The 25,584-nt window shown below is 65.3% G+C and carries 24 protein-coding genes; 16 read left to right on the plus strand and 8 right to left on the minus strand.

Annotation, left to right across the window (positions count from 1 at the left end):
* Window positions 1–76 precede the first annotated feature (76 nt).
* Complete coding sequence (locus Q0743_RS06485) at window positions 77–1,036, minus strand: hypothetical protein (RefSeq protein ID WP_298240744.1); 960 nt, start codon at window positions 1,034–1,036, stop codon at window positions 77–79.
* Between the two features lie 280 nt (window positions 1,037–1,316).
* Here Q0743_RS06485 and Q0743_RS06490 point away from each other — a divergent pair, with 280 nt between their 5' ends.
* Complete coding sequence (locus tag Q0743_RS06490; protein WP_298240745.1) at window positions 1,317–2,567, plus strand: cyclopropane-fatty-acyl-phospholipid synthase family protein; 1,251 nt, start codon at window positions 1,317–1,319, stop codon at window positions 2,565–2,567.
* 3 nt (window positions 2,568–2,570) lie between these two features.
* Here Q0743_RS06490 and Q0743_RS06495 read toward each other — a convergent pair whose 3' ends face one another.
* Window positions 2,571–2,777 carry a transcriptional regulator gene (locus tag Q0743_RS06495; protein ID WP_298240746.1) on the minus strand — a complete coding sequence of 69 codons (207 nt, stop codon included), beginning with the start codon at window positions 2,775–2,777 and terminating at the stop codon, window positions 2,571–2,573.
* Between the two features lie 551 nt (window positions 2,778–3,328).
* Here Q0743_RS06495 and Q0743_RS06500 point away from each other — a divergent pair.
* The gene (locus Q0743_RS06500; protein ID WP_298240747.1) at window positions 3,329–4,837 is read left to right on the plus strand and encodes a replicative DNA helicase; all 1,509 of its coding nucleotides are present in this window, start codon (window positions 3,329–3,331) and stop codon (window positions 4,835–4,837) included.
* 46 nt (window positions 4,838–4,883) lie between these two features.
* Complete coding sequence (gene alr / locus Q0743_RS06505; protein WP_298240796.1) at window positions 4,884–6,158, plus strand: alanine racemase; 1,275 nt, start codon at window positions 4,884–4,886, stop codon at window positions 6,156–6,158.
* A gap of 142 nt (window positions 6,159–6,300) precedes the next feature.
* On the opposite strand, the gene Q0743_RS06510 is transcribed toward alr, so the two are convergent.
* Window positions 6,301–6,522: a cysteine rich repeat-containing protein gene (locus Q0743_RS06510; RefSeq protein WP_298240748.1), complete on the minus strand. Its 222-nt coding sequence runs from the start codon at window positions 6,520–6,522 to the stop codon at window positions 6,301–6,303.
* Between the two features lie 40 nt (window positions 6,523–6,562).
* On the opposite strand from Q0743_RS06510, the gene Q0743_RS06515 reads away from it, so the two are divergent.
* Window positions 6,563–7,333 carry an exodeoxyribonuclease III gene (locus Q0743_RS06515; protein WP_298240749.1) on the plus strand — a complete coding sequence of 257 codons (771 nt, stop codon included), beginning with the start codon at window positions 6,563–6,565 and terminating at the stop codon, window positions 7,331–7,333.
* Between the two features lie 74 nt (window positions 7,334–7,407).
* On the opposite strand, the gene Q0743_RS06520 is transcribed toward Q0743_RS06515, so the two are convergent.
* From Q0743_RS06520 to Q0743_RS06530, 3 genes are all read right to left on the minus strand, one after another.
* Entirely contained in the window at window positions 7,408–7,776 is a 369-nt protein-coding gene (locus Q0743_RS06520; RefSeq protein WP_298240750.1) for a GFA family protein, read from the minus strand.
* Between the two features lie 194 nt (window positions 7,777–7,970).
* Window positions 7,971–10,436 carry a P-loop NTPase fold protein gene (locus Q0743_RS06525; protein ID WP_298240751.1) on the minus strand — a complete coding sequence of 822 codons (2,466 nt, stop codon included), beginning with the start codon at window positions 10,434–10,436 and terminating at the stop codon, window positions 7,971–7,973.
* A 244-nt stretch (window positions 10,437–10,680) separates the two neighbouring features.
* Window positions 10,681–10,998: a hypothetical protein gene (locus Q0743_RS06530; RefSeq protein WP_298240752.1), complete on the minus strand. Its 318-nt coding sequence runs from the start codon at window positions 10,996–10,998 to the stop codon at window positions 10,681–10,683.
* 178 nt (window positions 10,999–11,176) lie between these two features.
* Between Q0743_RS06530 and Q0743_RS06535 the strand changes: the two genes are divergently transcribed.
* The 8 genes from Q0743_RS06535 (at window position 11,177) to Q0743_RS06570 (ending at window position 17,383) form a co-directional block, all read left to right on the plus strand.
* The gene (locus tag Q0743_RS06535; protein WP_298240753.1) at window positions 11,177–11,917 is read left to right on the plus strand and encodes a FadR/GntR family transcriptional regulator; all 741 of its coding nucleotides are present in this window, start codon (window positions 11,177–11,179) and stop codon (window positions 11,915–11,917) included.
* A 54-nt stretch (window positions 11,918–11,971) separates the two neighbouring features.
* Complete coding sequence (locus tag Q0743_RS06540) at window positions 11,972–12,871, plus strand: NAD(P)-dependent oxidoreductase (RefSeq protein WP_298240754.1); 900 nt, start codon at window positions 11,972–11,974, stop codon at window positions 12,869–12,871.
* 10 nt (window positions 12,872–12,881) lie between these two features.
* Entirely contained in the window at window positions 12,882–13,565 is a 684-nt protein-coding gene (locus tag Q0743_RS06545) for an amino acid ABC transporter permease (RefSeq protein WP_298240755.1), read from the plus strand.
* A gap of 7 nt (window positions 13,566–13,572) precedes the next feature.
* Window positions 13,573–14,241, plus strand: coding sequence for an amino acid ABC transporter permease (locus Q0743_RS06550; RefSeq protein ID WP_298240756.1), 669 nt, complete (start codon window positions 13,573–13,575; stop codon window positions 14,239–14,241).
* Window position 14,242: 1 nt separating this feature from the next.
* Window positions 14,243–15,001, plus strand: coding sequence for an amino acid ABC transporter ATP-binding protein (locus Q0743_RS06555; RefSeq protein WP_298240757.1), 759 nt, complete (start codon window positions 14,243–14,245; stop codon window positions 14,999–15,001).
* Between the two features lie 20 nt (window positions 15,002–15,021).
* Window positions 15,022–15,816, plus strand: coding sequence for a transporter substrate-binding domain-containing protein (locus Q0743_RS06560; protein WP_298240758.1), 795 nt, complete (start codon window positions 15,022–15,024; stop codon window positions 15,814–15,816).
* A gap of 65 nt (window positions 15,817–15,881) precedes the next feature.
* Window positions 15,882–16,328: a ribose 5-phosphate isomerase B gene (rpiB, locus tag Q0743_RS06565; protein ID WP_298240759.1), complete on the plus strand. Its 447-nt coding sequence runs from the start codon at window positions 15,882–15,884 to the stop codon at window positions 16,326–16,328.
* Between the two features lie 329 nt (window positions 16,329–16,657).
* Entirely contained in the window at window positions 16,658–17,383 is a 726-nt protein-coding gene (locus Q0743_RS06570; protein ID WP_298240760.1) for a sulfite exporter TauE/SafE family protein, read from the plus strand.
* A gap of 10 nt (window positions 17,384–17,393) precedes the next feature.
* On the opposite strand, the gene Q0743_RS06575 is transcribed toward Q0743_RS06570, so the two are convergent.
* Both Q0743_RS06575 and Q0743_RS06580 read right to left on the minus strand, forming a co-directional pair.
* Window positions 17,394–19,442 (minus strand): EAL domain-containing protein, encoded by a 2,049-nt coding sequence (locus Q0743_RS06575; RefSeq protein WP_298240761.1) that lies wholly within the window; start codon window positions 19,440–19,442, stop codon window positions 17,394–17,396.
* Between the two features lie 17 nt (window positions 19,443–19,459).
* The gene (locus Q0743_RS06580) at window positions 19,460–20,632 is read right to left on the minus strand and encodes an ABC transporter substrate-binding protein (protein ID WP_298240762.1); all 1,173 of its coding nucleotides are present in this window, start codon (window positions 20,630–20,632) and stop codon (window positions 19,460–19,462) included.
* 192 nt (window positions 20,633–20,824) lie between these two features.
* Between Q0743_RS06580 and radA the strand changes: the two genes are divergently transcribed.
* The 4 genes from radA (at window position 20,825) to Q0743_RS06600 (ending at window position 25,539) form a co-directional block, all read left to right on the plus strand.
* A complete protein-coding gene (radA, locus tag Q0743_RS06585) occupies window positions 20,825–22,270 on the plus strand; it encodes a DNA repair protein RadA (protein WP_298240763.1) in 1,446 nt (481 codons plus the stop codon).
* A gap of 167 nt (window positions 22,271–22,437) precedes the next feature.
* Window positions 22,438–23,067: a CvpA family protein gene (locus Q0743_RS06590; protein ID WP_097665957.1), complete on the plus strand. Its 630-nt coding sequence runs from the start codon at window positions 22,438–22,440 to the stop codon at window positions 23,065–23,067.
* A 27-nt stretch (window positions 23,068–23,094) separates the two neighbouring features.
* Window positions 23,095–24,618, plus strand: coding sequence for an amidophosphoribosyltransferase (gene purF, locus Q0743_RS06595; protein ID WP_298240764.1), 1,524 nt, complete (start codon window positions 23,095–23,097; stop codon window positions 24,616–24,618).
* 177 nt (window positions 24,619–24,795) lie between these two features.
* Window positions 24,796–25,539 (plus strand): SDR family NAD(P)-dependent oxidoreductase, encoded by a 744-nt coding sequence (locus tag Q0743_RS06600; RefSeq protein ID WP_298240765.1) that lies wholly within the window; start codon window positions 24,796–24,798, stop codon window positions 25,537–25,539.
* Window positions 25,540–25,584: the final 45 nt, after the last annotated feature.

Consider the following 25,584-nt stretch of genomic DNA (forward strand, 5'->3'; position numbering starts at 1 on the left):
TCCAATGGCGGTCAAGACGACGAGGAGGCCGCGATTGACGCGGCCTCCTCAGGTCCGTTGAAAAATTTGGGTTGGCCTAGCGCGAGATCGGTGGCGCCGGAGGCCCGGAGGACGTGGCCGGTGCCGGCTGAGGGGCCGCAGCGGTCGCGGGCGGGGCCTGGTCCTGCGGCTTGGGCGCCGGGGCCGGCTCGGAGCTGGCGGCGGGCTTGGGAGCCGCCTCTTCCGCCGGCTTGGGCGCGGCCGGCTCCGCGGGCTTGGCGGCGGCTGGAGCTGCCGGTGTCACCTGCGGGACAGGATCGGGCCGTAGCGCCGGTGTATCGCTGCTGCGCGACTCGACCTTGGCGCTGCTGTCCGGCTTGGCCTCCGCGGGCTTCTCAGATGGCTTGCTGCTGTCGGGCTCGGCCTTCGGGCTCTCAGACTTCGCGCTCTCGGGCTTTGCGGTCTCGGTCCTCGGCTCGCTCTTCTTCTCTTCAGTGGCGGGCGCTGCGGCATCGACCTTCGGGGCTTCTTCGGCCCCCGGCTTGGTGCGATGCTTGCCCTTGCGCCCCGCGGGCGCAGCCTGGCCCTCGGGTTTCGCGCCCTCCTCGGCCGGCCGTGCAGCGCGCTTCTGGCGGGCACCTTCCGCAGCGGGCGAAGCAGCCTCGCCGTCCGGCTTGGCGGCGTCCTGCGCGCGCGGGCGGCGGCCATGATGCTCGGGACTGGTGCTCGCGTCCTTCTCCTTGGCGCCGTCCTTCTTGCCGTCCTTGGCCTGGTAGCGGGTGTCGGTGGCACCGTTGGAGACGAGATAGGAGGCGAGGATGCCCGCCATGTCCGAGCTCGTGGTGTAGTGCTGGCGCAGGAAGCCCGGCAGCGAACCCGGCGCCACGGATTTGAGAAGTCCGCGCGGACTCTTGTGGCACGCATTACAGGTCTGCGCGAAAAGCTGGGACGGGGTTTTGCCGGCCTCGAGGTTCGTCGCCTGCGCAAGAACGGTGTCGGTCGCGCCGAAGCCGATCAGAAGCAGTACCGTCGCGAGGCTGAGCGCTCGGCTCGACATTCCCATCATCTCCATTGAATTCCGAGGGGTGCAGCCGGCGTGCAGCGCGGCGGCGGGTCACCTTTTAGCGGATTGAGCCGCGAATGGAAGCAGCCTCCGCGCGCAAGGATGTGATTAAGCGTTCTTGGAATATCCGCTGCGATCACAGCGCAATAGCGAGTCCGGGCTGTCATCCCCAGATTTGGATGCAAACGCATAGGAACCAGAGCGGGACCTGAGCGTCGGGTGTGAAGGCCGGGTTAGTCGCATCCCTTCGGGTTCGCTCGAGAGGAAGGTGTCGATGGACCGATTGCTGCGTAGATTCCTGTCTCAATTCATCCGCCGCGGGTCGATGACGGTGACCGGCTCCGGTGGATCGAAGTTCACCGCCGGCGATGGCACCGGCAAGCCGGTCGCGGTGCGCTTCGCCACCGCAGAAGCGGAGCGGAAGATCCTCGTCAATCCCGAGCTCGGGCTCGGCGAAGCCTATATGGACGGCGACTTCGTCGTCGAGCGCGGCAGCATAGCTGATGCCCTCGCGATCCTGCTCGATCAACCCGACCTATTGCCGCAGTGGGCAAAGCCCTGGTGGCATCTGCGCTATCTGACGCGGCCCCTGAAGCAATTCAATCCGCGCTCGCGCGCCCGACGCAACGTCGCACATCACTACGATCTCGACGCCCGCCTCTATTCGCTCTTCCTGGACGCCGACAAGCAATACAGCTGCGCCTATTTCGAGACGCCGGAGAAGACGCTCGACGATGCGCAGCTCGCCAAGAAACGGCACATCGCCGCCAAGCTGCTGATCGAGCCTGGGCAACGCGTGCTCGACATCGGCTCCGGCTGGGGCGGGCTCGGGCTTTATCTCGCCGAGATCACGGGCGCCAACGTCACCGGCGTGACGCTCTCGACCGAGCAGTGGCAGCTCGCCAATGCGCGCGCGGCTGAAAAAGGCCTGAGCGGCTCGGCCCGATTCCTGCTGCAGGACTACCGCGACATCGAAGGCCCGTTCGACCGCATCGTCTCGGTCGGCATGTTCGAACATGTCGGCGCCCGCTTCTACGACACCTACTTCCAGCGCTGCGCCGAGCTGCTCGGCGAGAACGGCATCATGCTGCTGCATTCGATCGGCCGTTCGCAAGGGCCGGACTCGACCAATCCCTGGATTGCCAAATACATCTTTCCCGGCGGCTATATCCCCGCTTTGTCGGAAGTGCTGCCGGCGATCGAGCGCGCCGGCCTCCTTGTCTGCGATATCGAGATCTTGCGTCTGCACTACGCGGAAACGCTGAAAGCCTGGCGGGAGCGTTTCATGGCGCGACGCGAGGAGGCGGTGCAGCTCTACGACGAGCGGTTCGCGCTGATGTGGGAATTCTATCTGGCCGCTTGCGAGATGACGTTCCGCAAGCAGGCCATGATGAACTTCCAGATCCAGCTGACCCGGCGGCAGGGTGTGGTGCCGATCACCCGCGACTACATGCCGCGCGAAGAAGCCCGGCTGCGCGCCCGCGAGGCTGCGACCGGGCCGAGGCTGAAATTGGCGGGTGAATAGATCCTAGTGGCGCAGGGTCGAAATTGGGGAGGAGCGGAAAAGCGCCGTTAACGCCAGTTGCGCCCGCAGTTCCACCAGGATTTCCGGTGCGACGGGCTGGCGACGGACTTCGGGCCGCTCAGCGTGCTCCATGGCGGCGATGAGCCCCGACAGCCAAAGCCGGCTGCCCGCCTCGCTTCGCCAGATCTGGTGCTGCCGTTCTGGCCGCATGGCTTGCCTCGTTCCCTGTTGACGGACCGCGGGAAACAATCCCCGGCACGACCGCCCGTTCCGCTCATACCCCCGAAAGAATCCGGGAAGATGTGATCCACTTCACATAAGTCTGGTCGGACCTGTCCTAGACCGTCGCCATGAGCAAAGAGACCCGAACCTCATTTGACGTGCAGGACGACCTCCGCACCGATTATGCCCTGATCGTCACCGGCGTCGGGGCGGCTCTGGTTGCGCTGGTCTACCTCCTGCTGGTCTGAAGCGAGCCGAAAGCTCCGAACCGCGTACCTTTTGGCGCGCTCTTCGATACGTCTGCGCGCCATTTCATTAGGTTCACAGTTTCAGGATATTTCCGTGGCGTGGTCGCGGCCGCTTTTGGGCCGCGCAGGTTCCGCAAAAATCCGTCAAGCGCGGCGCGTGCTGCGGCTGCTAATCATCCACCATTTTTAAGATCGGTTGATAGCGGCGAGCTTTTGCTTCCGCTTTGGTCTGCGGCGGCGCTTTATCCCGGCCCCGCATCCACCCAAGAAAATTGCTAAGCACGTCCGACCATGGCCCTGACTGATTCGAACGTCCTCAAACTCGCGCCCGATGCCGGAACTCCCGCCTATCGGAGCGCTCCGCACAACATCGAGGCGGAACAGAGCCTGCTGGGCGCGATTCTGGTCAACAACGATGCCTTTTACCGCGTCTCCGACTTCCTCGAGGCGAAGCATTTCTTCGAGCCGCTGCACCAGACCATCTTCGAGACCGCCGGCAGCCTGATCCGGATGGGCAAGATCGCAACGCCCGTCACGCTGAAGACCTTCCTGCCGGCCGATACCGATGTCGGCGGCATGACCATCGGGCAATATCTCGCGCGCCTCGCCGCCGAAGCGACCACCATCATCAACGCCCAGGACTACGGCCGCACCGTCTACGACCTGTCGCTCAGGCGTGACCTCATCGGCATCGGCGAGGACATGGTCAACGTCGCCTATGACGCGCCGGTCGACTTCCAGCCGCGGGCGCAGATCGAGGACGCCGAGCGAAAGCTCTACGAGCTCGCCGAGTCCGGCCGCTATGACGGCGGCTTCCAGAAGTTCTCGCAGGCGCTGGCCGTCGCCGTCGACCTCGCGGCCAAGGCGTTCCAGCGCGACGGAAAGCTATCCGGCATCTCGACGGGCATGCGCGACCTCGACACCAAGATGGGCGGTCTGCAGCACTCCGACCTCATCATCGTCGCAGGCCGTCCCGGCATGGGCAAGACCTCGCTTGCGACCAACATCGCCTACAACGTCGCCAAGGCCTACATTCCGGAACTCCAGGCCGACGGCACCACGAAGGCCGCCAATGGCGGCGTGATCGGCTTCTTCTCCTGCGAAATGTCGGCCGACCAGCTCGCCACGCGTATCGTGGCCGAGCGCACCGGCGTTCCCTCCTCCCACATCCGCCGCGGCGGCATCTCGGAAGCCGATTTCGACAAGATCCGGGAGGTCTCGATCGAGCTGCAGTCCCTGCCCTTCTATGTCGACGCCACCGGTGGCCTGTCGATCGCGCAGCTGATGGCGCGTGCGCGGCGGCTGAAGCGGCAGAAGGGGCTCGACCTGCTGGTGATCGACTACATCCAGCTGCTGTCCGGCTCCGGCAAGCGGAGCGACAATCGCGTGCAGGAAATCACGGAGATCACGACCAGCCTGAAGGCGCTCGCCAAGGAACTCAACGTTCCCGTGATCGCGCTGTCGCAGCTCTCGCGCCAGGTCGAATCCCGCGACGACAAGCGGCCGCAGCTCTCCGACCTGCGTGAATCCGGATCGATCGAGCAGGACGCCGACGTCGTGCTGTTCGTGTACCGCGAGGAATATTACCTCGCGATGAAGGAGCCCCGCCCCGGCACACCCGAACACGAGAAGTGGCAGCTCGACATGAGCCTTGCGCACGGCAAGGCCGAGGTCATCATCGGCAAGCAGCGCCACGGCCCGACCGGCACCGTCGACCTGGCGTTCGAAGCCTCGGTCACGCGGTTCGGCGACCTCGCGCCTGACGCTCAGCTGCCGGCTCGCAGCGGCAACGACTACTGAGTTCCTTGAACCGGGCCTGCCTCTTGCGTAAAACGACGCCATGACCATGGCGTCCGACCCGAAAACGATCTCGCAATCCGGCCTTCTCTCCGCGGAAGCCAATCAGGCTGCCGCGCTCGCCGCCTATGGCGGCGTGCTGACCGTCGATCTCGACGCCATCATCGCCAACTGGCGCAAGCTCGAGAAGACCGCGGTGCCGGCCGAGTGCTCGGCGGTGATCAAGGCCGACGCCTATGGCTGCGGCGCCGAGCAGGTCGCGCGTGCCCTGAGCAAGGCCGGCTGCAAGACCTTCTTCGTCGCCACCATCGAGGAAGCGCGCAAGGTGCGCGCAGCCGTCCCGGAGCCCACGATCTACGTGCTCGGCGGCTATTTCCAGAACACCGGCGAGCACTACGCCAAGATCAATTGCCGTCCTGTCATCGGCGACCTCAACGAGCTCGCCGAATGGGACGTATTCTGCCGCCGCACCGGCTGGACCGGAGGCGCGGCTGTCCACATCGACACCGGCATGAACCGGCTGGGCCTCACGCTTTCGGAGGCGCAGGCCATCATCCCCCGCATCAACGCCGGCGATCACGGCATCACGCTGGTGATGAGCCATCTGGTCTCGGCCGAGCAGCTCAACAGCCCGGTCAATGCCAAGCAGCTCGCTTCCTTCCGCGGCATCGCCAGCGAGTTCTCCGGCGTGCCGGCAGCGCTCGCCAATTCCTCCGGCATCTTCTTAGGGGCCCCGTTCCAGTTCGACCTGGTGCGGCCGGGGGCTGCGCTCTACGGCGTCAATCCGACGCCGGAGGCCGACAATCCGATGCAGCCGGTCGTAGACCTCAAGGCGCGCATCGTGCAGATCCGCAACATCGAACGCGGCGAGACCGTGGGTTATGGCGGCACCTGGACCGCGCGGCGGCCGACCAAGCTCGCCATCATCGCGGTCGGCTATGCCGACGGCTATTTCCGCGCCGCCAGCTCCAATGACGGCACCCGCGGCGCCGAGGTGATCGTCGCCGGCAAGCGTTGCCCGGTCGCGGGCCGCGTCTCCATGGATCTGATCGCGATCGACATCACCGATCTGCCGCCGAATGCGGTGCGGCGCGGCCATATGGTGACACTGCTCGGCGAGGGCATCACCGTCGACGAGCTCGCGCATCATTTCGGCACCATCGGCTATGAGGTGCTGACCAGCCTCGGCCACCGCTACGCCCGCATCTACAAGGGCGGCAATGTCGAGGAACCGCTGGCCAAGGAGCCCGCACCGGCGGCCGCGCAGCCGCCCTCTCCGCCGCCGATCGAGCAGCCCACGGCCCCGCCGCCGCTGCCGGGTTAGTTTAGCGCGAGTCTCGTGCCCCGAACGCAGCGCAGCGTCACTTTGACGGTGCGCAGCTGAGCCGGGGCCCATCTCTCAGTGTACTCCGCAGCGTTCTGGGTCCCGGCTCGCGCTAGGCGCGTCCGGGACACGAGAGGCGCGCTTACTTCTTCTTCCTGTTGTCCAGCGCCGCCTTGCAGGTGGCGCTGAGCTGGTCACGCTTCTCGCTGAGGCAGGCGACAACGCGACCGCCGCCCGGCGCGATGCCGGCGCAGAATTTGTCATAGTCTGCCTTGCAGGCGCCGCGCGGGTCGGATGATTGTGCCGACGCGAGCCCGGAGAGCGCGACGGCGACGACGATGGCGGCAAAGTTCAACTTGGACATGATATCTCCGGTATGGGGCGGCAGGAGCCGGTAGCTCTACATGAAGATCGCGACATTCAACATCAACAACGTCAACCGCCGCCTGCCCAATCTCCTGGCATGGCTGCGCGCAGCGAAACCCGATGTCGTCGCACTTCAGGAGTTGAAGGCAAGTGATGGCGAATTTCCGGCGGCCGCGATCGAAAAGGCCGGCTATGGCGCGGTGTGGCACGGACAAAAGACCTGGAACGGGGTCGCCATCCTGGCCCGCAAGGCCGAACTCATTCTCACCCGCGACCGCTTGCCCGGAAGACCCGGCGATCACGAAGCCCGCTACATCGAGGCCGCCGTGCGCGGCATCATCGTCACCAGCATCTACCTGCCGAACGGCAACCCGCAGCCGGGGCCGAAATTCGACTACAAGCTCGACTGGTTCGCGCGCCTGAAGCGCCACGCCAGGACTTTCATCAAGCAGGATCTGCCCGTCGTGCTCGCCGGCGATTACAACGTGGCGCCAACGGAGATCGACATCTATCCGACGCGCTCATGGGACAAGGATGCCCTGATCCAGCCGAAGAGCCGCGCGGCCTATGCCTCACTTGTCGAGCAAGGTTGGTGCGACGCGATCCGCGATCTGCATCCGGACAAGCGGATCTACTCGTTCTGGGACTACAAGCGGAACCGCTGGCCGCGCGATGCGGGCCTGCGGCTTGATCATCTCCTGCTCAGCCCTGCCCTCGCCCCACGCCTCGCCAAGGCCGGTGTCGACAGACACGTCCGCGCTGAGGAAGGCGCCAGCGATCACGCGCCGGCTTGGGTGGTGTTGCGGTAATGGCCCAGCCGCATCAGGGTCGAATGATGGGCGCGCTACGCCTTGGCCCGACAACAGCTGCGAGAGCATCGGGCTCACCACAAATTCTTGCCGTCGATCATGTTCACCGGCACCGCATCGAGATCGAAATCGTCGAACAGGCGCGCGTTCACCGCGACCTTGGGATTGTCGAAATCGGCTTTGCCGGTCGACCAGTCCGGCGATTCCGAATAGGTGCCGCAGCCGCACGTCGCGCAGAAATGGTGTTTGACGGTACGGCTTCCCCAGAGATAGGTCGCGACGTTCTCCGGCGGTGACAGCAGCCGAAACTGCGCGGGCGTGTAATAGGCCCACAACGCGCCGCGCTTGGCACAGAGCGAACAGGTGCAGCGCGTGACGCTCGAAGGCGCCTCCGTCACCTCGAACACCGTCTCACCGCAATGGCAACTTGCCTCGATCGGCATGACCCGCTCTCCCCGTTTGTCAGGAGATGGTCGTAGCCGGCCGCTGCTGCCAACATGCTGTCAGCAGCAGGGGGCATGGACAAGAAACGTGAAAACAACCCCATGCACAGTAGCCGACCCCTGTCGATTCAATGGCTTACGGGTAGGTCCATTGGTGCCACGGCGTGCCCACGGCCGAGGCCGGGGCGGCCCCGTCAAATGACTTGCCTGACGATCAACGCATAGGGCCCCTCACCAACGTCATCACCTCCCGCTTCGCGAAGGAACACCCGGAGCAATTCCTCGATATGCGACTTTTCCGCCGATATATCCGGATGCCGCAGTTGCAGGAGTAACCGCGCCAGCTGCACCTTGAAGAGAAACGCCTTGATAGACCTGGGACTTGCGCGCCGGTGCTGCTCCCGAAAGTATCTGGGAACGAAGCTGCTCAGGAGAACGATCTCCTCGTCGGAGAACCTGACGTCACTGGCCTCAAATGGCGCATCGGCGATGACGCGGGGCGCCGGTGCTTCATCTGGAGGAATCGACGCTTCGATGCTCCTGAGCTCGTCGTGGCGCGCCTTCGCCTTCTCGACAGCCTCGACGACTTCGGGATGTTGCGCAAGATTGCCGCCTCTTACGACGCGATCGGCAAACTCTCTGGCCTTGTCGGAAATATCCGGAGAGACACTTGAGGAGTTCGGCGCGCCGTCAGACGAGCGAGTGTTCGCCGGCGCCATCTGAGTCGCTTCGCGTACCAAGGCTGATCCGTTTGCGACGCGATCGTAAGCGGCTTGCGCAGTGTTCAGTTCTAACTGAGCCATCAAGATCTGCCTTGCCACGCGGCGTCGCTGATTAACCCGCTCCAACCGGGCCAATCGTTCCGCCTTACGCCTCAATTCTTCGTTCTCCAGCCCGGCCAACCGCTGTACGAGCACGATCACATCATGCTCCGCCAATCGAGATAGACGCAGATGGCACGCGAACAGCTTCTCGACCTGCTCGGACACGATTTCGGCAGCAGCTAGGCGCTTCGCGTCGGGATGCCCCTTGTATTCATCGGACGCAGACCGTTCGGCGATCATCGTCCTGTATCGAAGGGCGATTGCATGGTTGAGGACACCTTCGTCGACGAGCATGAGAACCTGAAGCCTGGCATTGATCTCGTCGTCATCGAGCAGGAGACGGACGTTCTCGATAACCGCCAGCATTTCCGTCGGCCTGCACCGATCCAGATCGTCGACGACGAGCAACACCCGGTCGGGCCGCCTCGTCCCCACAAACGGCGGGCCGGCGAGCAGAACACAGGCAAAGAGCGTCCAGACTAGCCAGACGCTCCAATGGGCGACGTCCGCGCCGGTGAAGGTTGCGGACTGATCGAGCAGCAGGCCCGTTGCCCAGATGGCCGACACCGCGATCGCGGCGAGCGCCGGCAGGAGCACGCCTTTCCAGGCTTGGTCGTCCCTCGTCCAGGCGCGAAGCAGCGCACGCGTGTCATCGCCGATGAGCGCAAGCATGCCCAAATTGTCCGTAGACCCGACCAGACGCATATTCCTGCGGAAGAGTTCATTGACCTTCTTGGGAGCGCTCCAAACAACCATCAGGACGTAGATCGACGCCCCTCCCAACAGAGATAGCACCTGCAGCCCGAGCTCGATTTTCGCTTGCAACGGTGCTGCGCCAATAGCCAAGAGCACCAGGGAAAGAAGCATAGGGCCATGGCCGCGCCTGATGGTCGACGCCCGCAGGGCCAAAGCCAATCGCTCGATCAGTCCAGTTGACGAAGAAACCGCCGATACCAGGCTTCTGTACAGGAAGATCCAAGACTCCGGCGGCTGCCTGTACTTCCAGGCATTGTGCACGACGACGCTGTATTTCAGGCTGGCGTAGCTCTCGTCCGGTGGAACAGAGACCCCCTCCCGAAATGCAGCGGGATCTTCAAGGAGAGGTCGGAGCACCGACAGCAGCGTCGTCTTGCCGCTGCCCCATTTGCCGAAAAGCGCAAAGCTGAACTCACCATCAGAGGCTCGCAAGATGGTCGCCAGAGCTTTTGCATAGTGGTGGACGTCGAGGACGAGCTCTCTGGCGTCCGCCTTGCGAACCATGCGGACGTGCCGGCCTGGTCGCATGGATCTGGGGGTCGGCACAGCGTCGGGCGTGGGAGGATCGGTATCGCCACGCGCAGCACCACGGCTTGAGCGGGCCAGCTCCACCCTCGCGAACAAACCTGAGTGCTCCTCGGTGAACAACCGATCCAAGAGCAGATCCGCGGACAGCGGTGTATCGGGTTTCCAATTCGCTATGATTACGGATGTGGTCTCACCGAAACGGATCAGACCTGCGGATGTAATGTCCGTCTCTAACGGACCAACCTCACTGAAAAACTCGTCTGCGAGGACGTCAAATATCTTCCTATCGAAGGCGTGGCGCTCAAACACACCGCGTAACGCACGTGTCTCGTGCGTGTCGTCATTCTGTTCAGTCTCGAGGTAGCGCCACGCCGCGAGAGCGAAAGTGGTCGAGGACAGCACTGTCCGATACGACCGCTTGCGGGGGAGACCGGCCAGGCTCGCGCCCAGCAGACGAAGCGTCAGTTCGGACACGGAGACTTCTGGAGAAATATCTGCCCTTCGCAGCAATTCGCGCGCAAGGTCGTCATGCAAGCTCTGACTGTCATCCATGGTGATGCCATCGGGTTGACTGCCTCGCCCCTCGAAAGAAGCATGCCTCTTTCGCCAACAGTCTATGCCTCGACGGCGGCTCGAACAATTGGGCAGCCCACAAGGATGGCTCGGCCGAGAGCGTGGCGGACGCTGACCACGCGTCCAAGGCCTCCGCCCAGGCCGACAATGGTCCGTGGCATCGGCCGCCGGTTCGTGGCGCCGGGTCCACCCGGTTCGGCCTTCGACTCAGATCTTGCTGAGGTCAGGGCGCCTCGTGCGGCGACAGCCGCTTGGCATTGGCGGCGACGTGCTCGCGATAGCGCTGGACGATCGCCGCGGGTGTCGCCCCGGCAAGCAGGCTCACGGTTACCTCGAACGCTGCGGCGATCTTTTCGCTGACCATCAGCACGGCTTCCCGCCCGGCCGCTTCGTCGCCATGGCTGAGCTTCTCGCAGCGCAGCCGCACCACCTCGCTCGCCTCCAGCGCCAGCATTGTGCCGGCAACCCAGGGAAAGCCGTTGTCGGACCCGCTGAGCACCGCGTGGCGGTCGAGAGCGGAGAATGAATGGCGGTCGGGCATCGCGAGCCTCAAATTCTTTGAGCGAATGCTCCGATCAATACGCGTCAAATTCTAAGGATCAGGCCGGGAAACCGGTTGGATTGGGCGCCCCCGCAACATCGGCCGTTAACCAAGGCCCTTGACGCGATCATTCTGGTTAGCATACTGGTCTGACCAAGATCAGACCAAAGAGCATGGGATGGAACTCAAGCGGACCGCCGAGGGCGAAAAAGGCTTCGAGAAGGTGTTCGCCTTCCTGCGCGAGCGCCTGCTTGCGGGTTCGCTCAAGCCCGGCGACCGCCTGATCTCCGAGCGCGAGCTGGCAAGCCTGCTCGGCGTCAGCCGGCCGATCGTCCGCGAGGCGCTGCGCGCCCTCACCGTGCTCGGCATCGTCGAGATCCGCGACCGCATCGGCACCGTCGTGACGCGGCCGGACGTCTCGGTGCTGAACGACTTCTTCACCTTCGCGCTGGCCCAGCAGGCCGACATGCTCGACGACGTCATGCAGGCGCGCGTTGCGATCGAATGCCAGGCCATCCGCCTCGCCTGCGAGCGCGCCAACATCGCCGATTTCGAGCGCCTGCAGCGCGCGCTCGCGAAGATCGGCGAGACGATCGACGAGGCCGATGCCGGCGGCATGGCCGATTTCGACTTCCATCGCGCTATCGTCGTCGCCTCGCATTCGGAGACGCTGACGGTGCTGCACTCTTCGATGGCGGGCCTGTTGACGCATTCGCACCGCAGCCGCCGCGAACTGGTGCAGGCCTTCCCGTCGATGAAGACCTATCTGATCGACGACCACCGCCGCATCTTCGAAGCCGTCATCGCGCGCGACCCGGAGCGCGCGGATGCGACGCTGCGCAAGCATTTTGCCATCGGCGACGAATATCGCAGGCGCGCCGTCGTCGGCGACATCGACAAGAGCAGCGCCTCAGGGTGATCGCGGCAACGCGGTCAGCCAAGAGGCCAATCAACCAAGAAACGGACTGATGACATGGGACGGAACGACAAGGGCAATGTCGGCTTCATCGGCGTCGGCACGATGGGCCGCGAGATGGTACGCAATCTCCTGGTGGCCGGCCATGCGGTTCGCGTGTTCGATCTCGACGAGACCGCACTCGCCGATAGCCTCGCGGAAGGCGCCACGCGCGCCAGAACCCCCGCCGACGCCGCTGAAGGCACCGACATCGTCATCACCATGCTGCCCGACACGCCCCATGTCGAGGCGACCATCTACGGCGAGCAGGGTCTGCTGAAGTCCCCTCCACCCGGCAAGCTCATCGTCGACATGAGCACGATCTCGCCGGTCGCGGTCCGCCGCATCCATGCCGATCTGCAAGAGATTGGAGTCAGCTTCATCGATGCACCGGTCTCCGGCGGTCCGGTGGGTGCCAAGAACGCCGCCCTCTCGATCATGGCCGGCGGCGATGCCGACGCCTTTGCCAAAGCCGAGCCGTTCTTCCGCGCGATGGGCACGACCATCACCCATGTCGGCGCCGCCGGTGCCGGGCAGACGGTCAAGCTCTGCAACCAGCTGATCTGCGGCATCAACATCCAGGCCATCTGCGAGGCGCTGGCGCTCGGACGGGCCTCGGGCATCGATCTCAATTTGCTGCGCCGGGTGCTGCTCGGCGGCTCCGCCGCTTCCTGGATGCTGGACAAGCTCGGGCCCGCGATGATCGCGGGCGACGCCTCCGCCGGTTTCCGGATCGATCTGCAGCTCAAGGATCTCCGCCTGGTGCAGGAGCATGCGCAGGCGCTGAGCGTACCCCTGCCCGGGACCGCGCTCGTCACCAGCCAATATGTCGATGCCCGCGCTCACGGCGAAGGCAGCAATGGCAATCAGGCGCTGTTCCGCGTCTACGACCGCATGACCAATCAGACCACCGGCTGAAGCAACGGCGATGAGCCTTCAACTCGACTTTCCCGCAGTGCTGGAGCGTTGGCCGAGCTTTCTCGCCGGCGCCGTCCTCACGCTGGAACTGGCCGCCTTCGCGACGGTGCTCGGCGCCCTGCTCGGCACGCTCGCGGCGGTCGGGCGCGGCACGCACAACGCGCTGATCGCGGGCGCCTGCAAAGCCTATGTCGAGACCATCCGCAACACCCCGCTGCTGGTGCAGATCTTCCTGGTCTATTTCGGCCTTGCCAGCCTGGGGCTGAAGTTCTCCGCCTTCACCGTGGCCGTGGCGGCGCTGACGATCAATGTCGGCGCCTACACTGCCGAGATCATGCGCGCCGGCTTCGAGGCGATCCCGCGCGGACAGATCGAGGCCGCCGAGGGCCTCGCGCTATCGCGCCTGCAGATCTACTGGCACATCATCCTGCTGCCGGCGATCGAGAAGGTCTATCCGGCGCTCACCAGCCAGTTCGTGCTGTTGATGCTGGCCTCCTCGGTCTGCTCGCAGATCTCCGCCGAGGAGCTCACCGCCGTCGCCAACTACATCCAGTCGGACACCTATCGCGCGTTCGAGACCTACATCATCGTCGCCGTGCTCTACGTCATCCTGTCGCTGGTGATGCGCGCCGGCTTCTGGGGCCTCGGCCTCGTGCTGTTCCCGCGCCGGCGCCGGCTCGGCACGCCGCTGTGAGATGAGCATGGGCGGACATCTCAACATCAATCATCTGATGTTCCTCGGCCAGGGCGCGCTGTGGACGGTCGGCCTGTCGGTGATCGCGCTGATCGGCGGCGGCATCGTCGGTTTCGTGATCGCGCTGGCCCGGATCTCGCCGCTGAAATCGGTGCGGATCGCCAGCGCCGTCTATGTCCAGCTCATCCAGGGCACGCCGCTGCTCGTCATCCTGTTCCTCGGCTATTTCGGCCTCGCCGCCATCGGCCTCAAGGTCTCGCCGCTCGCTGCCGCCGGCGCCTCGCTGACCCTCTATGTCGCCGCCTATCTCGGCGAGATCTGGCGCGGCTGCATCCAGTCGGTGCCGAAGCCGCAATGGGAAGCCGCCGAGGGCCTCGCGCTGAGCCGGACCCAGCGCATGACGAAGGTGATCCTGCCGCAGGCGATCCGCATCGCGACGCCGCCCACCGTCGGCTTCATGGTGCAGATCATCAAGAACACCTCGCTCGCCTCCGTCGTCGGCTTCGTCGAGCTGATGCGCTCGGGCCAGATCGTCAACAACTCGCTGTTCGAGCCGTTCGCCATCTACGCCATCATCGCCGTCACCTATTTCGCCATGTGCTATCCCCTCTCCTTGTTCAGCCAAAAACTGGAGCAGCGGATGGGGCGTGGCAGGTCCACCCTCGCGCCAGCTTGACATGCAGCAGAACCCCTCACCCTCCGAACCAATCGTGTCGCTCCGCGACGTGAAGAAGAGTTTTGGCCCGCTCCTTGTGCTCGACGGCGTCTCCTTTGCCGTTCAGCGCGGCGAGGTGCTGGCCCTGATCGGCCGCTCCGGCTCCGGCAAGAGCACGGCGCTGCGCTGCATCGACCGTTTCGAGAAAGTCGACGGCGGCGAGATCGTCGTGTGCGGCCATCGCGTCGACCGTCCCGACGTGAACTTGCGCGCGCTGCGCCAGGACGTCGGCATCGTGTTCCAGAGTTACAATTTGTTTCCGCATCTGACCATCGAGCAGAACATCACGCTCGCGCCCTGCGCGGTGAAGGGCGTGGCGACAGCCCAGGCAAAGGATCTCGCCCGAAAAGTGCTGGCGCAGGTCGGGCTCGAGGAGAAGCTGCACGCCTATCCCGAGCAGCTCTCGGGCGGCCAGCAGCAGCGCGCTGCGATTGCCCGTTCGCTGGCGATGCAGCCGAAGGTGATGTTGTTCGACGAGGTCACCTCCGCGCTCGACCCCGAGCTCACCGCAGAGGTGCTCAGGGTGATCGAGCAATTGGCGGCAGACGGCATGACCATGGTGATGGTCACGCACGAGATGGGCTTTGCCAAAGGCATCGCCGACCGGATCGTCTTCATGCATCGCGGCAAGGTCCACGAGACCGGACCCGCCTCGATCCTGACGTCGCCGACGACCCCCGAGCTCACGCAATTCGTGGGCACGGGAAACCTAAAATCATAACAGGGAGAGGAGAACCAAGGATGACCAAGAAGACTCTGCTGGGCGCTGCCGCCGCGTTGTGCGGCCTCATCATGATGGCGGCAACGCCCGCGTCGGCCGACCTGCTCGACGACATCATGAAGGCGAAGAAGATCCGCATCTCGACCGACCTTGCCATCCCGCCCTCGGGCATGATGGACTCAAGCATGAAGCCGACCGGCTCCGACGTCGAGGTGGCCCAGCTGCTCGCCAAGGACTGGGGGCTTGAGCTCGAATTCATCCAGACCACCGGCGCGACGCGCATCCCGAACGTCCTGACCGGCAAGGCCGACATCATCATCTCGACCCTGTCAGTGACGCCGGACCGGGCCAAGGTGATCGACTTCACCAAGCGCTATGCGACGCTGCAATCCGATGTCGGCTGCCTGAAATCCTCGACCGTCAAGGACTGGCCCGACCTGAAGGACAAGTCGATCGGCGTCTCCCGGGGCACCACGCAGGACACCACCTTGTCCAACATGAAGGACAAGGACCTCAAGATCGCGCGTTACGACGACGACGCCACCATGGTGACCGCGGCCGTCTCGGGTCAGGTCGACTGTGTCGCCTCGTCCGCGACGATCATCAACCAGATCGGCGTGAAGAACCCCTCGCGCGTGTTCGAGTCCAGGATTCCGCTGGCGACCTTCGACCTCGCCATCGGCCTGAAGAAGGAAGAGCCGCGCCTGATGGACAAGCTGAACGCCTGGATCAACGAGAACGTCAAGAACGGCAAGCTCAACGCGATCTACAAGAAGTTCCACGGCGTCGAGCTGCCGCCCGAGATGCGTAGCTGAACCAACAAGCCGTGGCAGCCGTGCAGCGGCTGTCACGGTCAATGCAAGATCAAGAAGGACATTACATGCGTCTCGTCATCGGATCCGACCACGCCGGCTGGCCGCTCAAGCAGACCGTCATCGACCACATCCGCAAGCTCGGCCACGACGTCGTCGACGTCGGCTCCTATGACGACAAGCCGGTGGACTTTCCCGACATCGCCCGGGCTGTGGCCCAGAAAGTGACGTCTGGCGAAGCGGCGCGCGGCATCATGGTCTGCGGCACCGGCGTCGGCGCCTCGATCGCGGCCAACAAGATGAAGGGGATCCGCGCCGCGGTCTGTCACGACGTCCATTCGGCCCATCAATGCGTCGAGCATGACGACGTCAACGTCATGTGCATCGGCGCGCAGATCGTCGGCGCCTGGCTCGCCGTCGATCTCGTCTCCTCATATCTCTCCGCCGAATTCTCCACCGACGAAGACTTCCGCCGCCGGGTCGAGAAACTGCGCGTCATGGACGAGCAAGGCTGACGGCACACGGCAGCTCTGCTTCCGTCACTGCGGGCGTAGCGAAGCAATCCGGACTCTTTCCGCGGCGGGATTCTGGATTGCTTCGCTGCGCTCGCAATGACGATGTGGAAGCAGATGCGCGCGAAAGCCCCGGTCTCGTGCCCCGGACGCAGCGCAGCGTCCCTTCGACGGTGCGCTGCAGAGCCGGGGCCCATATTGCAGCGAGCGCCGCGGCTTGCTGGGTCCCGGCTTTGCGCCGCAGCGCGTCAGGGACACGGCAGAACAAGAACACCGCCATTCACGCGTGCCCCCTCCTCCGGCTAGACTGCTCCGATTCCCGGAGCGTATCCTTGGCCTTCCTCTTCGTCCTCGCCGTCGGCCTCGTCGCCGGCACCATCTCGGGCATCGTCGGCACCGGCTCGTCGATCATGCTGATGCCGGTGCTGGTCTATGCCTATGGGCCGAAGGAAGCGGTGCCGATCATGGCGGTGGCGTCCGTGATGGCGAATTTCTCGCGCATCCTGGCCTGGTGGCGCGAGGTCGACTGGCGAGCCTGCGCGGCCTATTCGGTCACGGGGATTCCGGCGGCGGTGCTGGGCGCGCGCACGCTGCTGGCGCTGCCCTCGCATGCCGTCGATCTCGCCATCGGCATCTTCCTGATCGCGATGGTGCCCGTGCGGCATTGGCTGGCGCGGCACGACCTCAAGGCCAACCTTTGGCATCTGGCCATCGGCGGCGCGGTGATCGGCTATCTCACCGGCATCGTGGTCTCGACCGGCCCGCTCAGCGTGCCGCTGTTCCTGTTCTACGGCCTCTCCAGAGGCGCCTTCCTCGCCACGGAGGCCGCAAGCTCGCTCGGCCTCTATTTCGCGAAGTCCGTCACGTTCGAACGTTTCGGCGCATTGACCGGCGAGGTCTTCATGAAAGGACTGATCGCGGGCGCCTCGCTGATGTCGGGCGCCTTCATTGCAAAACGCTTCGTGCTGCACCTGAAGCCGGACATGTTCCGCCTGCTGATGGACGCGATCATGATTGCCGCCGGGCTCTCGATGCTGTGGAACGCGACGCAGCCCTAAGCCGCCGCGCTCAGGCGAACTCGGGTGCGATCGGCGGGCTATCGGCGAGGACACGGCTCTCGGCCACCGGCCGCTTCGCGAGCCATTGCAGCACGGCATCGAGCGGCTGCGGCCGCTGGTAGAAATAGCCCTGCCCGAACCTCACGCCCATCTCGCGCATGGCCTTGGCCTGTTCGGCGCGCTCGATGCCCTCGGCGACCAGCGTGAGTCCGAGCGTTCCGGCCAGCGATGCGATCACGCCGACGATGGCCTTGTCCTCCGCACTGCCCGGGATCTCCCTGATGAACGCTTTGTCGATCTTGACCTTGTCGAGCGGGAAGCGCCTGAGATGCGCGAGCGAGCTATAGCCGGTGCCGAAATCGTCGAGCGCGATCGTGGCGCCCAGGCGGCGCAGCCGTTGCAGCGTCGCGGAGGCGCTGGCGATGTTGTTGATCAGCGAGCCCTCGGTGATCTCGAGCTCGAGCAGCGAGGCCGAAACGTCGAAGCGCGCGCAGGTCGCGCGCAGCTCGGCGGCGAGCGAATGGTCGGCGAGCTCGGACGGCGGCAGATTGATCGCGATCCTGATCTGCGGCCTGCCGGCAGCCGCCAGGCGTTGCAGCGCCCAGCAGGCGTCGGTCAGCACGTAGCGGGTCAGCCGGGCATTATTGCCGCTGCGCTCGATCAGCGGCAGGAATTCGGCCGGGCCGATCACGCCGTGGTCGGGATGGCGCCAGCGGATCAGCGCTTCCAGGCCGACGACCTCGTGGTTTTCGAGATCGACCTGGCTCTGGTACCAGACCTCGAACTGTCCTTCGGCAAAGCCCGCGGGAATGGCGAGCTCGAGATCCCTGCGGCGGCGGTAGTCGCGCTGCAGCGCCTCGTCCAGCACGGCGACCGTGCCGGGCGCCTTGCTCTTGGCATGATAGAGCGCGATGTCGGCGAGCGTCGGCAGATGCGACAGCTCCGGATCGTCGGCGCGGCGCACGGCAAGGCCGATGCTGGCACGCGGCACGACCTGCTTGTCGTGGAGCCGGATCGGCTCGGAAATGGCTGTGAGCACCTGCTGCGCAAAGGCGTGCGCCGAGGTTTCGTTGCTGACCTCGGGGCGGATGACGACGAATTCGTCACCGCCAAGCCGAGCCACCCAATCCTCCGCTTCCACGGAGGTCCGAAGTCGCTGGGAAATCTGGACCAGGAACGCATCGCCGGCCTCGTGACCGAACGTGTCGTTGATGCCCTTGAAGTCGTCGAGATCGATGAAGCAGAACGCGACCAGCGCGTCCGGCCTGCCCCCGTCGCGGCTCGCCACGGCGAGACGCTCGGTCAAAGAGCGACGGTTGGGCAGCCCGGTGAGCGGATCATGCGCGGCCATGTGTCCAAGCCGGTCGAGCGCGCCCGACGTCGTGTGCTGCATGGCGTTGAAGGCGCGCGCGAGCTGGCCGAACTCGTTCGAGGACGTGACGTCCGCCGGATAGGCCCGGCCATCCTGCTTGCTGCGCTGGATCGCCGACATCATCACCGCGAGCGGCCTGCCGATGAAGACGTTGGCGGAGATCCGCATGGCGATCAGGGTCGCGAATGTCGCAAGCAAGCCGACGACCAGCAGCAGCACCAGCCGGCTGCCCGCGTCCGCGTAAAGCGCCGCATGGGAATAGGCGATGGCGATGCGGCCGGCCTGAACGGAGATGTTGCCGTTGCTGTAATGGATCGGACGCGAGACCTCGGCGATGGACGGGCTCTCCGAGCGCGCCACCACGCGGGCGATCGCGGCGCCCGTGTCGTCATAGACGGCCGCCGCCGCGATGGTCTCGTCGTGCATGATCTCGTTGAGCACGCCCGTGACCTGGTCGTAGCGCATCTTCCAGAGCGGCTCGGCAATCAGCTCGGCCCGGCTCTCGGCGACGCGGGCCATGCGGGCGTCGAGCTGCCTGATCTGCGACCAGAAGCTCGAAGCCTCGACACCGGCCGAGGCGAGCAATTGCACCAGCAGCAGAACGGGCACGGTCGCCCATATCATGGCGCGCACGACCGGGCGCAAGCGCGGCGGTATCGCCGGCTCGTTGCTTTCAGGGTCGGTCATCGCCTCATCCTTGCGCATCAGTCGGCAGCGCCTTCGGGAACCGGCAGGGACGAAATCAGCGCGTCGAGGGAAAAATCATAGTGGCCGCAGCGGCCGGCCTTCGCCCTGAATCGCGCAAAGTCGATCCGGTCGAACGCACGTGTCTTGATGAGATCGCCGACCGAGCCGAGATTCTGCCGTGTGATCGCCGACGTCTTGACCTCGACGTGGGGCGAGGCCGCCGCGAAATCGCAGCCATCGGCATAATCGCGCAGCAGGACGATCGACCAGCCGCCGAGCAGGAAATGCCCGCCGTCGGTCAGCAGCAGACGGCCTGCCCTGATCTCGCGCAGCGCGTCTTCCGACCAGTTGAGGCCGACCAATTGGATGTCGCGGCCGGGCGTGAGGCCGGCGGCGACCACCGCGCGTAGCGCGCCGAGCGCCATCGGATCGTTTCCGGCCCAGATGCCGGCGGGGCGGATCTGCTTGCGCGAGGCCCAGCCCAGATAATTCGCGGTGACCTTCTCGGCCTCCGATTGCGTCCAGTTGGCGAACAGCAGCCGGTCCACCACGACGTCGGGCGCGGCGTCCACCGCCAGCTTCAGGCCGGCGTTGCGCGCGATCGAGGCGGGCGTGATCTCGTCGCCGCCGATGCCGAGAAGATGGATCTTGCCGTCCGCGCTCTGCCATTTCTCCGCACGCGCCGCCGTGATCAGCGCATTGGCCATCCGCGCGCCCGCGGTCTGAAGATCGGTCGTGATGTCGCCGAGCCAGGTCTTGAGCTTTTGCCTGGGCGGTCCGAGACGCGCCGCATCTTCGCCGATCAGCGTGTTCGAGAGCAGCAGCGTCTTGACGCCGGCAGCCTCGGCCGCCTCCAGGATCGGAACGGCGGCGGATTCCTCGTTCGACAGAATCAGGAAATCGGGCTTGTCGCGGCGCGCCACCACGCCGAAGCCGAGCTCCTGCATGGTGCGGTAATTGCGTTCGCTGGTCAGCACCTCGACATGGGCGTCGAGCTGGCGGCCGGCGGCCTGCATGGTCTGCGCGACCATGTCCCAATAGACCTCGCCGGTCTTGCCGGGATTGACGAAGACGATGTCGAGGGGCTTTGCAGGAGGATTGGCAAGGGGATCGGCAAGGCTCGGGCCGGCGGGCGCGAAAACGCCGCAGGCCGCGCCCGCAGCGAGCAATATTCGCAGGAATTTTGTCATTTTTCTTCGCCGCCCCTGATGGTTCCAAGGTTGGACCCGCGTCCGCTAACACTTCGCAAAATCCACCCGGCCACAGCGGCATAGAGCTAATGAAAGGTATATCTGCCGCGCCGAATTGAGGTATTCGAGGCGGCGGCGATCACCCCGTCATTCCGTGCTATCAGCAAGCTGAAACCGCGACTCATCCGTCCCATGGCCAAGAACACGCTTTCCTTCGTCTGCCAGAACTGCGGCGCGGCCTATAACCGCTGGCAGGGCAAGTGCGAGTCCTGCGGCGAGTGGAATACGCTCGCCGAGGAAGACACCAGCGGCAGCGTGCCGGTCTCGATCCGGTCCAAGCGCAAGGGCCGGACGTTCGCGCTGGAGAGCCTCGCCGGCAAGAGCCCGGATGCGCCGCGGCTGTCCTCAGGCATGACCGAGCTCGACCGCGTCACCGGCGGTGGTTTCGTCCGCGGCTCGGTGCTGCTGGTCGGCGGCGATCCCGGCATCGGTAAGTCCACGCTGCTGACTCAGGCGACCAGCCTGATGGCGCGCGCCGGGCACCGCATCGTCTACATCTCCGGCGAAGAGGCTATCGCGCAGGTACGGCTGCGCGCCGAGCGGCTCGGCCTGTCGGATGCCCCGGTGCAGCTTGCGGCCGAAACCTCGGTCGAAGACATCGTCTCGACGCTGTCGGAAGGCGCCGTCCCGCGCCTCATCGTGATCGACTCGATCCAGACCATGTGGACCGACACCGTGGAATCCGCTCCCGGAACGGTCACGCAGGTGCGCGCCTCGGCGCAGGCCCTCATTCGTTTTGCCAAGAAGACGGGCGCAGCCATCATCCTGGTCGGCCACGTCACGAAGGACGGCCAGATCGCGGGCCCCCGCGTGGTCGAGCACATGGTCGATGCCGTGATGTCCTTCGAGGGCGAAGGCTCGCAGCAATTCCGTATCCTGCGCGCGGTAAAGAACCGCTTCGGCCCGACCGACGAGATCGGCGTGTTCGAGATGACGGGCCTTGGCCTGCGCGAGGTCACCAATCCTTCCGAGCTGTTCCTGTCCGAGCGCGATCTCGGCACGCCCGGCACCGCAGTCTTTGCGGGTATCGAGGGCACCCGGCCCGTTCTGGTCGAATTGCAGGCGCTGGTGGCGCCGACCTCGCTCGGCACACCGCGGCGCGCGGTGGTCGGCTGGGACCCGAGCCGGCTGTCGATGGTGCTGGCGGTGCTGGAGGCTCATTGCGGGGTCAAGCTGTCCGGCCACGACGTCTACCTGAACGTCGCCGGCGGCCTGCGCATCCACGAGCCGGCGGCCGACCTCGCCGCCGCGGCAGCCCTGGTGTCGTCCTTGGTTAATGCGCAATTGCCGACCGATGCGGTCTATTTCGGCGAAATCTCGCTGTCCGGCGTGGTACGGCCGGTGGCGCAGACCCCGGCCCGGCTGAAGGAAGCGGCAAAACTCGGCTTCCAGCGCGCCATGCTGCCCGAATCGGCCCGGGGCGAGACCGGCGGCGACGCCGGATTGTCGCTGAACGCGGTGAACAGCCTGACCACCCTGGTCGCCGAGATCGCCGCCCGCGGCTCCCGCCGGGGCGAATCGAACGCGCCGGCCGAGAAAAATGCCACACCGGCAAGATTCCGCCGTGGAGAGGGCTAGGCGGAGGTGACGCCGGAGGCCCCCGCCGCTATACAGCCGTCACAAAAGCAGCATGGGATTGCGTGGTTGCGGCCTTGCCGGGAACGCCGTCTGCCCCTCTTTTAGGGCAGCGGCCAAGCACCGATTCGCTAGAGCACCTTCGACGTACGAGCGGACCAGACCAGCCGATGCCAGTAACCATCCTCGACCTGATCCTGCTCGGTGTGATGCTGATCTCGGGCCTGCTCGCCATGGTCCGCGGCTTCATGCGCGAAATCCTCTCGATCGCGGCCTGGGGCGCGGCGGCGATCGTGACGCTGTACTCCTTCTCGAAACTGCTGCCGACCGCCAAGACCTATTTCAACAACGACACGGTGGCGAGCGTCGTCGTGGTCGCGGGCGTGTTCGTCGGCACCCTGGTCGTGGTTTCCGTCATCACGGTCCGGATCTCGGACATGATCCTGGATTCGCGCATCGGCGCGCTGGACCGTACGCTGGGTTTCCTGTTTGGCCTGGCTCGCGGGCTTTTGATCGTCGTCGTCGCGTTCCTGTTCTTCACCTGGCTGGTGCCGGACAAGCAGCGCCCGGACTGGGTCACGGGGGCGAAATCCCGCGTGGTGCTGCAGGGAACCGGGGATTGGCTGATGGCCCTCTTGCCTGACGACCCCGAGAACACCATCTTGAAGAGATTCAAGAAAAACAAACCAGATGATGATCAAGCTGATTCCGAGCAGCAGCCTTCGGGCAGTGGCGACGGATACAGTAAACCTGCTCGTGACAGTTTGAAGAAACTGATCGAGAAACCTGCGGCGCGTTGATTGCCCTTAAAGAGAGGCGCGGACGAGATGCGACACCCTGACCAGGACGCCCAACTTGATCTCGATCCAAACGCCGGCCCGGGTCCGGCCGCGCTAGAGGTTCAGGACGATCTGGAGGGGGATACGCTGCGCGAGGAATGCGGCGTCTTCGGCATCTACGGACACCCTGATGCCGCCGCCATCACCGCGCTCGGTCTGCACGCCCTTCAACACCGCGGCCAGGAAGCCGCCGGCATCGTCTCCTACGACGGCAGCCGTTTTCACAGTGAACGCCGCCTCGGCCTCGTCGGCGACACCTTCTCCCGCCGCGAGGTGATCGATCGCCTGCCCGGCAATATGGCCGTCGGCCATGTCCGCTATTCCACCACCGGCGCCACCATCCTGCGCAACGTGCAGCCGCTGTTCGCCGAGCTCAATGCCGGCGGCCTCGCGGTCGCGCACAACGGCAACCTCACCAACGGCCTGACACTGCGCCGCGAGCTCGTGAAGAACGGCGCGATGATGCAGTCGACCACCGACACCGAGGTGATCCTGCACCTGGTCGCGCGCTCCAGGCGCAGCCGTTTCATCGAGCGCTATATCGACGCGCTGCGCGAGATCGAGGGCGCCTACGCGCTTGTCTCGCTGACCAACAAGAAGCTGGTCGGCGCGCGCGATCCGCGCGGCATCCGTCCCCTCGTGCTCGGCGAGCTCGATGGCTGCCCGATCCTGACGTCGGAGACCTGCGCGCTCGACATCATCGGCGCGCGCTTCATCCGCGACATCGAGCCCGGTGAAGTCATCGTGTTCGACGAGCACGGCCAGGACATCCACAAGCCGTTCCCGCCGATGGCGCCGCGCCCCTGCATCTTCGAATACATCTATTTCGCCCGCCCCGATTCCGTCGTGCACGGCCGCTCGGTCTACGAGGTCCGCAAAGCCTTCGGCGCCCAGCTCGCGCGCGAGAGCCACGTGCCGATCGACGTCGTGGTGCCGGTGCCGGATTCCGGCGTGCCTGCCGCAGTCGGCTACAGCCAGCATTCCGGCGTGCCGTTCGAGCTCGGCATCATCCGCAATCATTATGTCGGCCGCACCTTCATCCAACCGACGCAGGCGATCCGCGAATCCGGCGTGCGCATGAAGCACTCTGCCAACCGCGCCGCGATCGAAGGCAAGCGCATCATCCTGATCGACGACTCCCTGGTGCGCGGCACCACCTCGAAGAAGATCGTGCGCATGATGCGCGATGCCGGCGCCAAGGAAGTGCACTTCCGCCTCGCCTCGCCGCCGATCCTCTATCCTGACTATTACGGCATCGACCTGCCCGATCGCGGCGGCCTGCTGGCGGCGACTCATTCGCTGGAGGAGATGCGCGAAATCATCGGCGCCGACTCGCTCGCCTTCCTGTCGATCGACGGCATGTACCGCGCCATGGGCGAGCCCGGTCGCGACCCCGCCAATCCGAAATTCTCGGATCACTGCTTTACCGGCGCCTATCCGACCCACCTCACCGACCAGACCCAGACCGAGCAGCAGCCGCGGCAGCTCTCTTTGCTGGCGGAGGCGAGCTGACCGGGGATCGTCCTCGGAAGCTCATCAGAGGCTGCTTTTTCGTCATGGCCGGGCTTGTCCCGGCCATCTACGTCTGTAATACCCGCCGCAAAGAACGTGGATGCCCGGGACGTAGGCGAGCGGAAGCGACGCCGTCCTTCAGACGGCTACGCCCGGGCATGACGGAAGTATTCGACGATGACCAAACCCCTCGCTGACCGCATCGCTCTCGTCACCGGCGCCTCCCGCGGCATCGGCTACGCCACTGCCATCGCCCTTGCCAGGGCCGGCGCGCACATCGTGGCCACCGCGCGCACGCAGGGCGGGCTGGAAGAACTCGACGACGAGATCCGGAAGGCCGGCGGCAGTGGCGCGACCCTGGTGCCGCTCAACCTCACCGATTCCGACGGCATCGCCCGCCTCGGCGCCGGCCTGCACGAGCGCTACGGCAAGCTCGACATCCTCGTCGGCAATGCCGGCGTCCTCGGCCCCTCCTCGCCGATCGGCCATATCGAGCTGAAGACCTTCACCGACGTGATGGCCGTCAACGTCTCCGCGAACTTCCAGCTGATCCGCTGCATGGAGCCGCTGCTCAAGCAGTCCGATGCCGGCCGCGCCGTGTTCGTCACCTCGGGCGCCGCCAACAAGGCGACCGCCTATGTCAGCCCCTACGCGGCCTCCAAGGCCGCGCTGGAGACGCTGGCACGCGCCTGGGCGCAGGAGACCGCGAACACGAAGCTCCGCGTCAATTTGTTCAACCCCGGCCCGGTCCGCACCCGCATGCGCGCCACGCTGATGCCGGGCGAAGACCCGGCGACGCTCGACACCGCCGAGCAGGTCGCGGAATTCATCGTGCCGATGTGCGCGCCGGACTGGACCGAGACTGGCAAATTCTACGACTACAAGACCCGCAGCCTGATGAGCTTCCGCGCGCCCGCCTGATTGACTTGGGCACCTCCCCGCGATTGACTGCCCGCGCTCAAGCGG

The sequence above is a fragment of the uncultured Bradyrhizobium sp. genome, from assembly GCF_936943645.1.
In the GTDB taxonomy this organism is placed as follows: domain Bacteria; phylum Pseudomonadota; class Alphaproteobacteria; order Rhizobiales; family Xanthobacteraceae; genus Bradyrhizobium.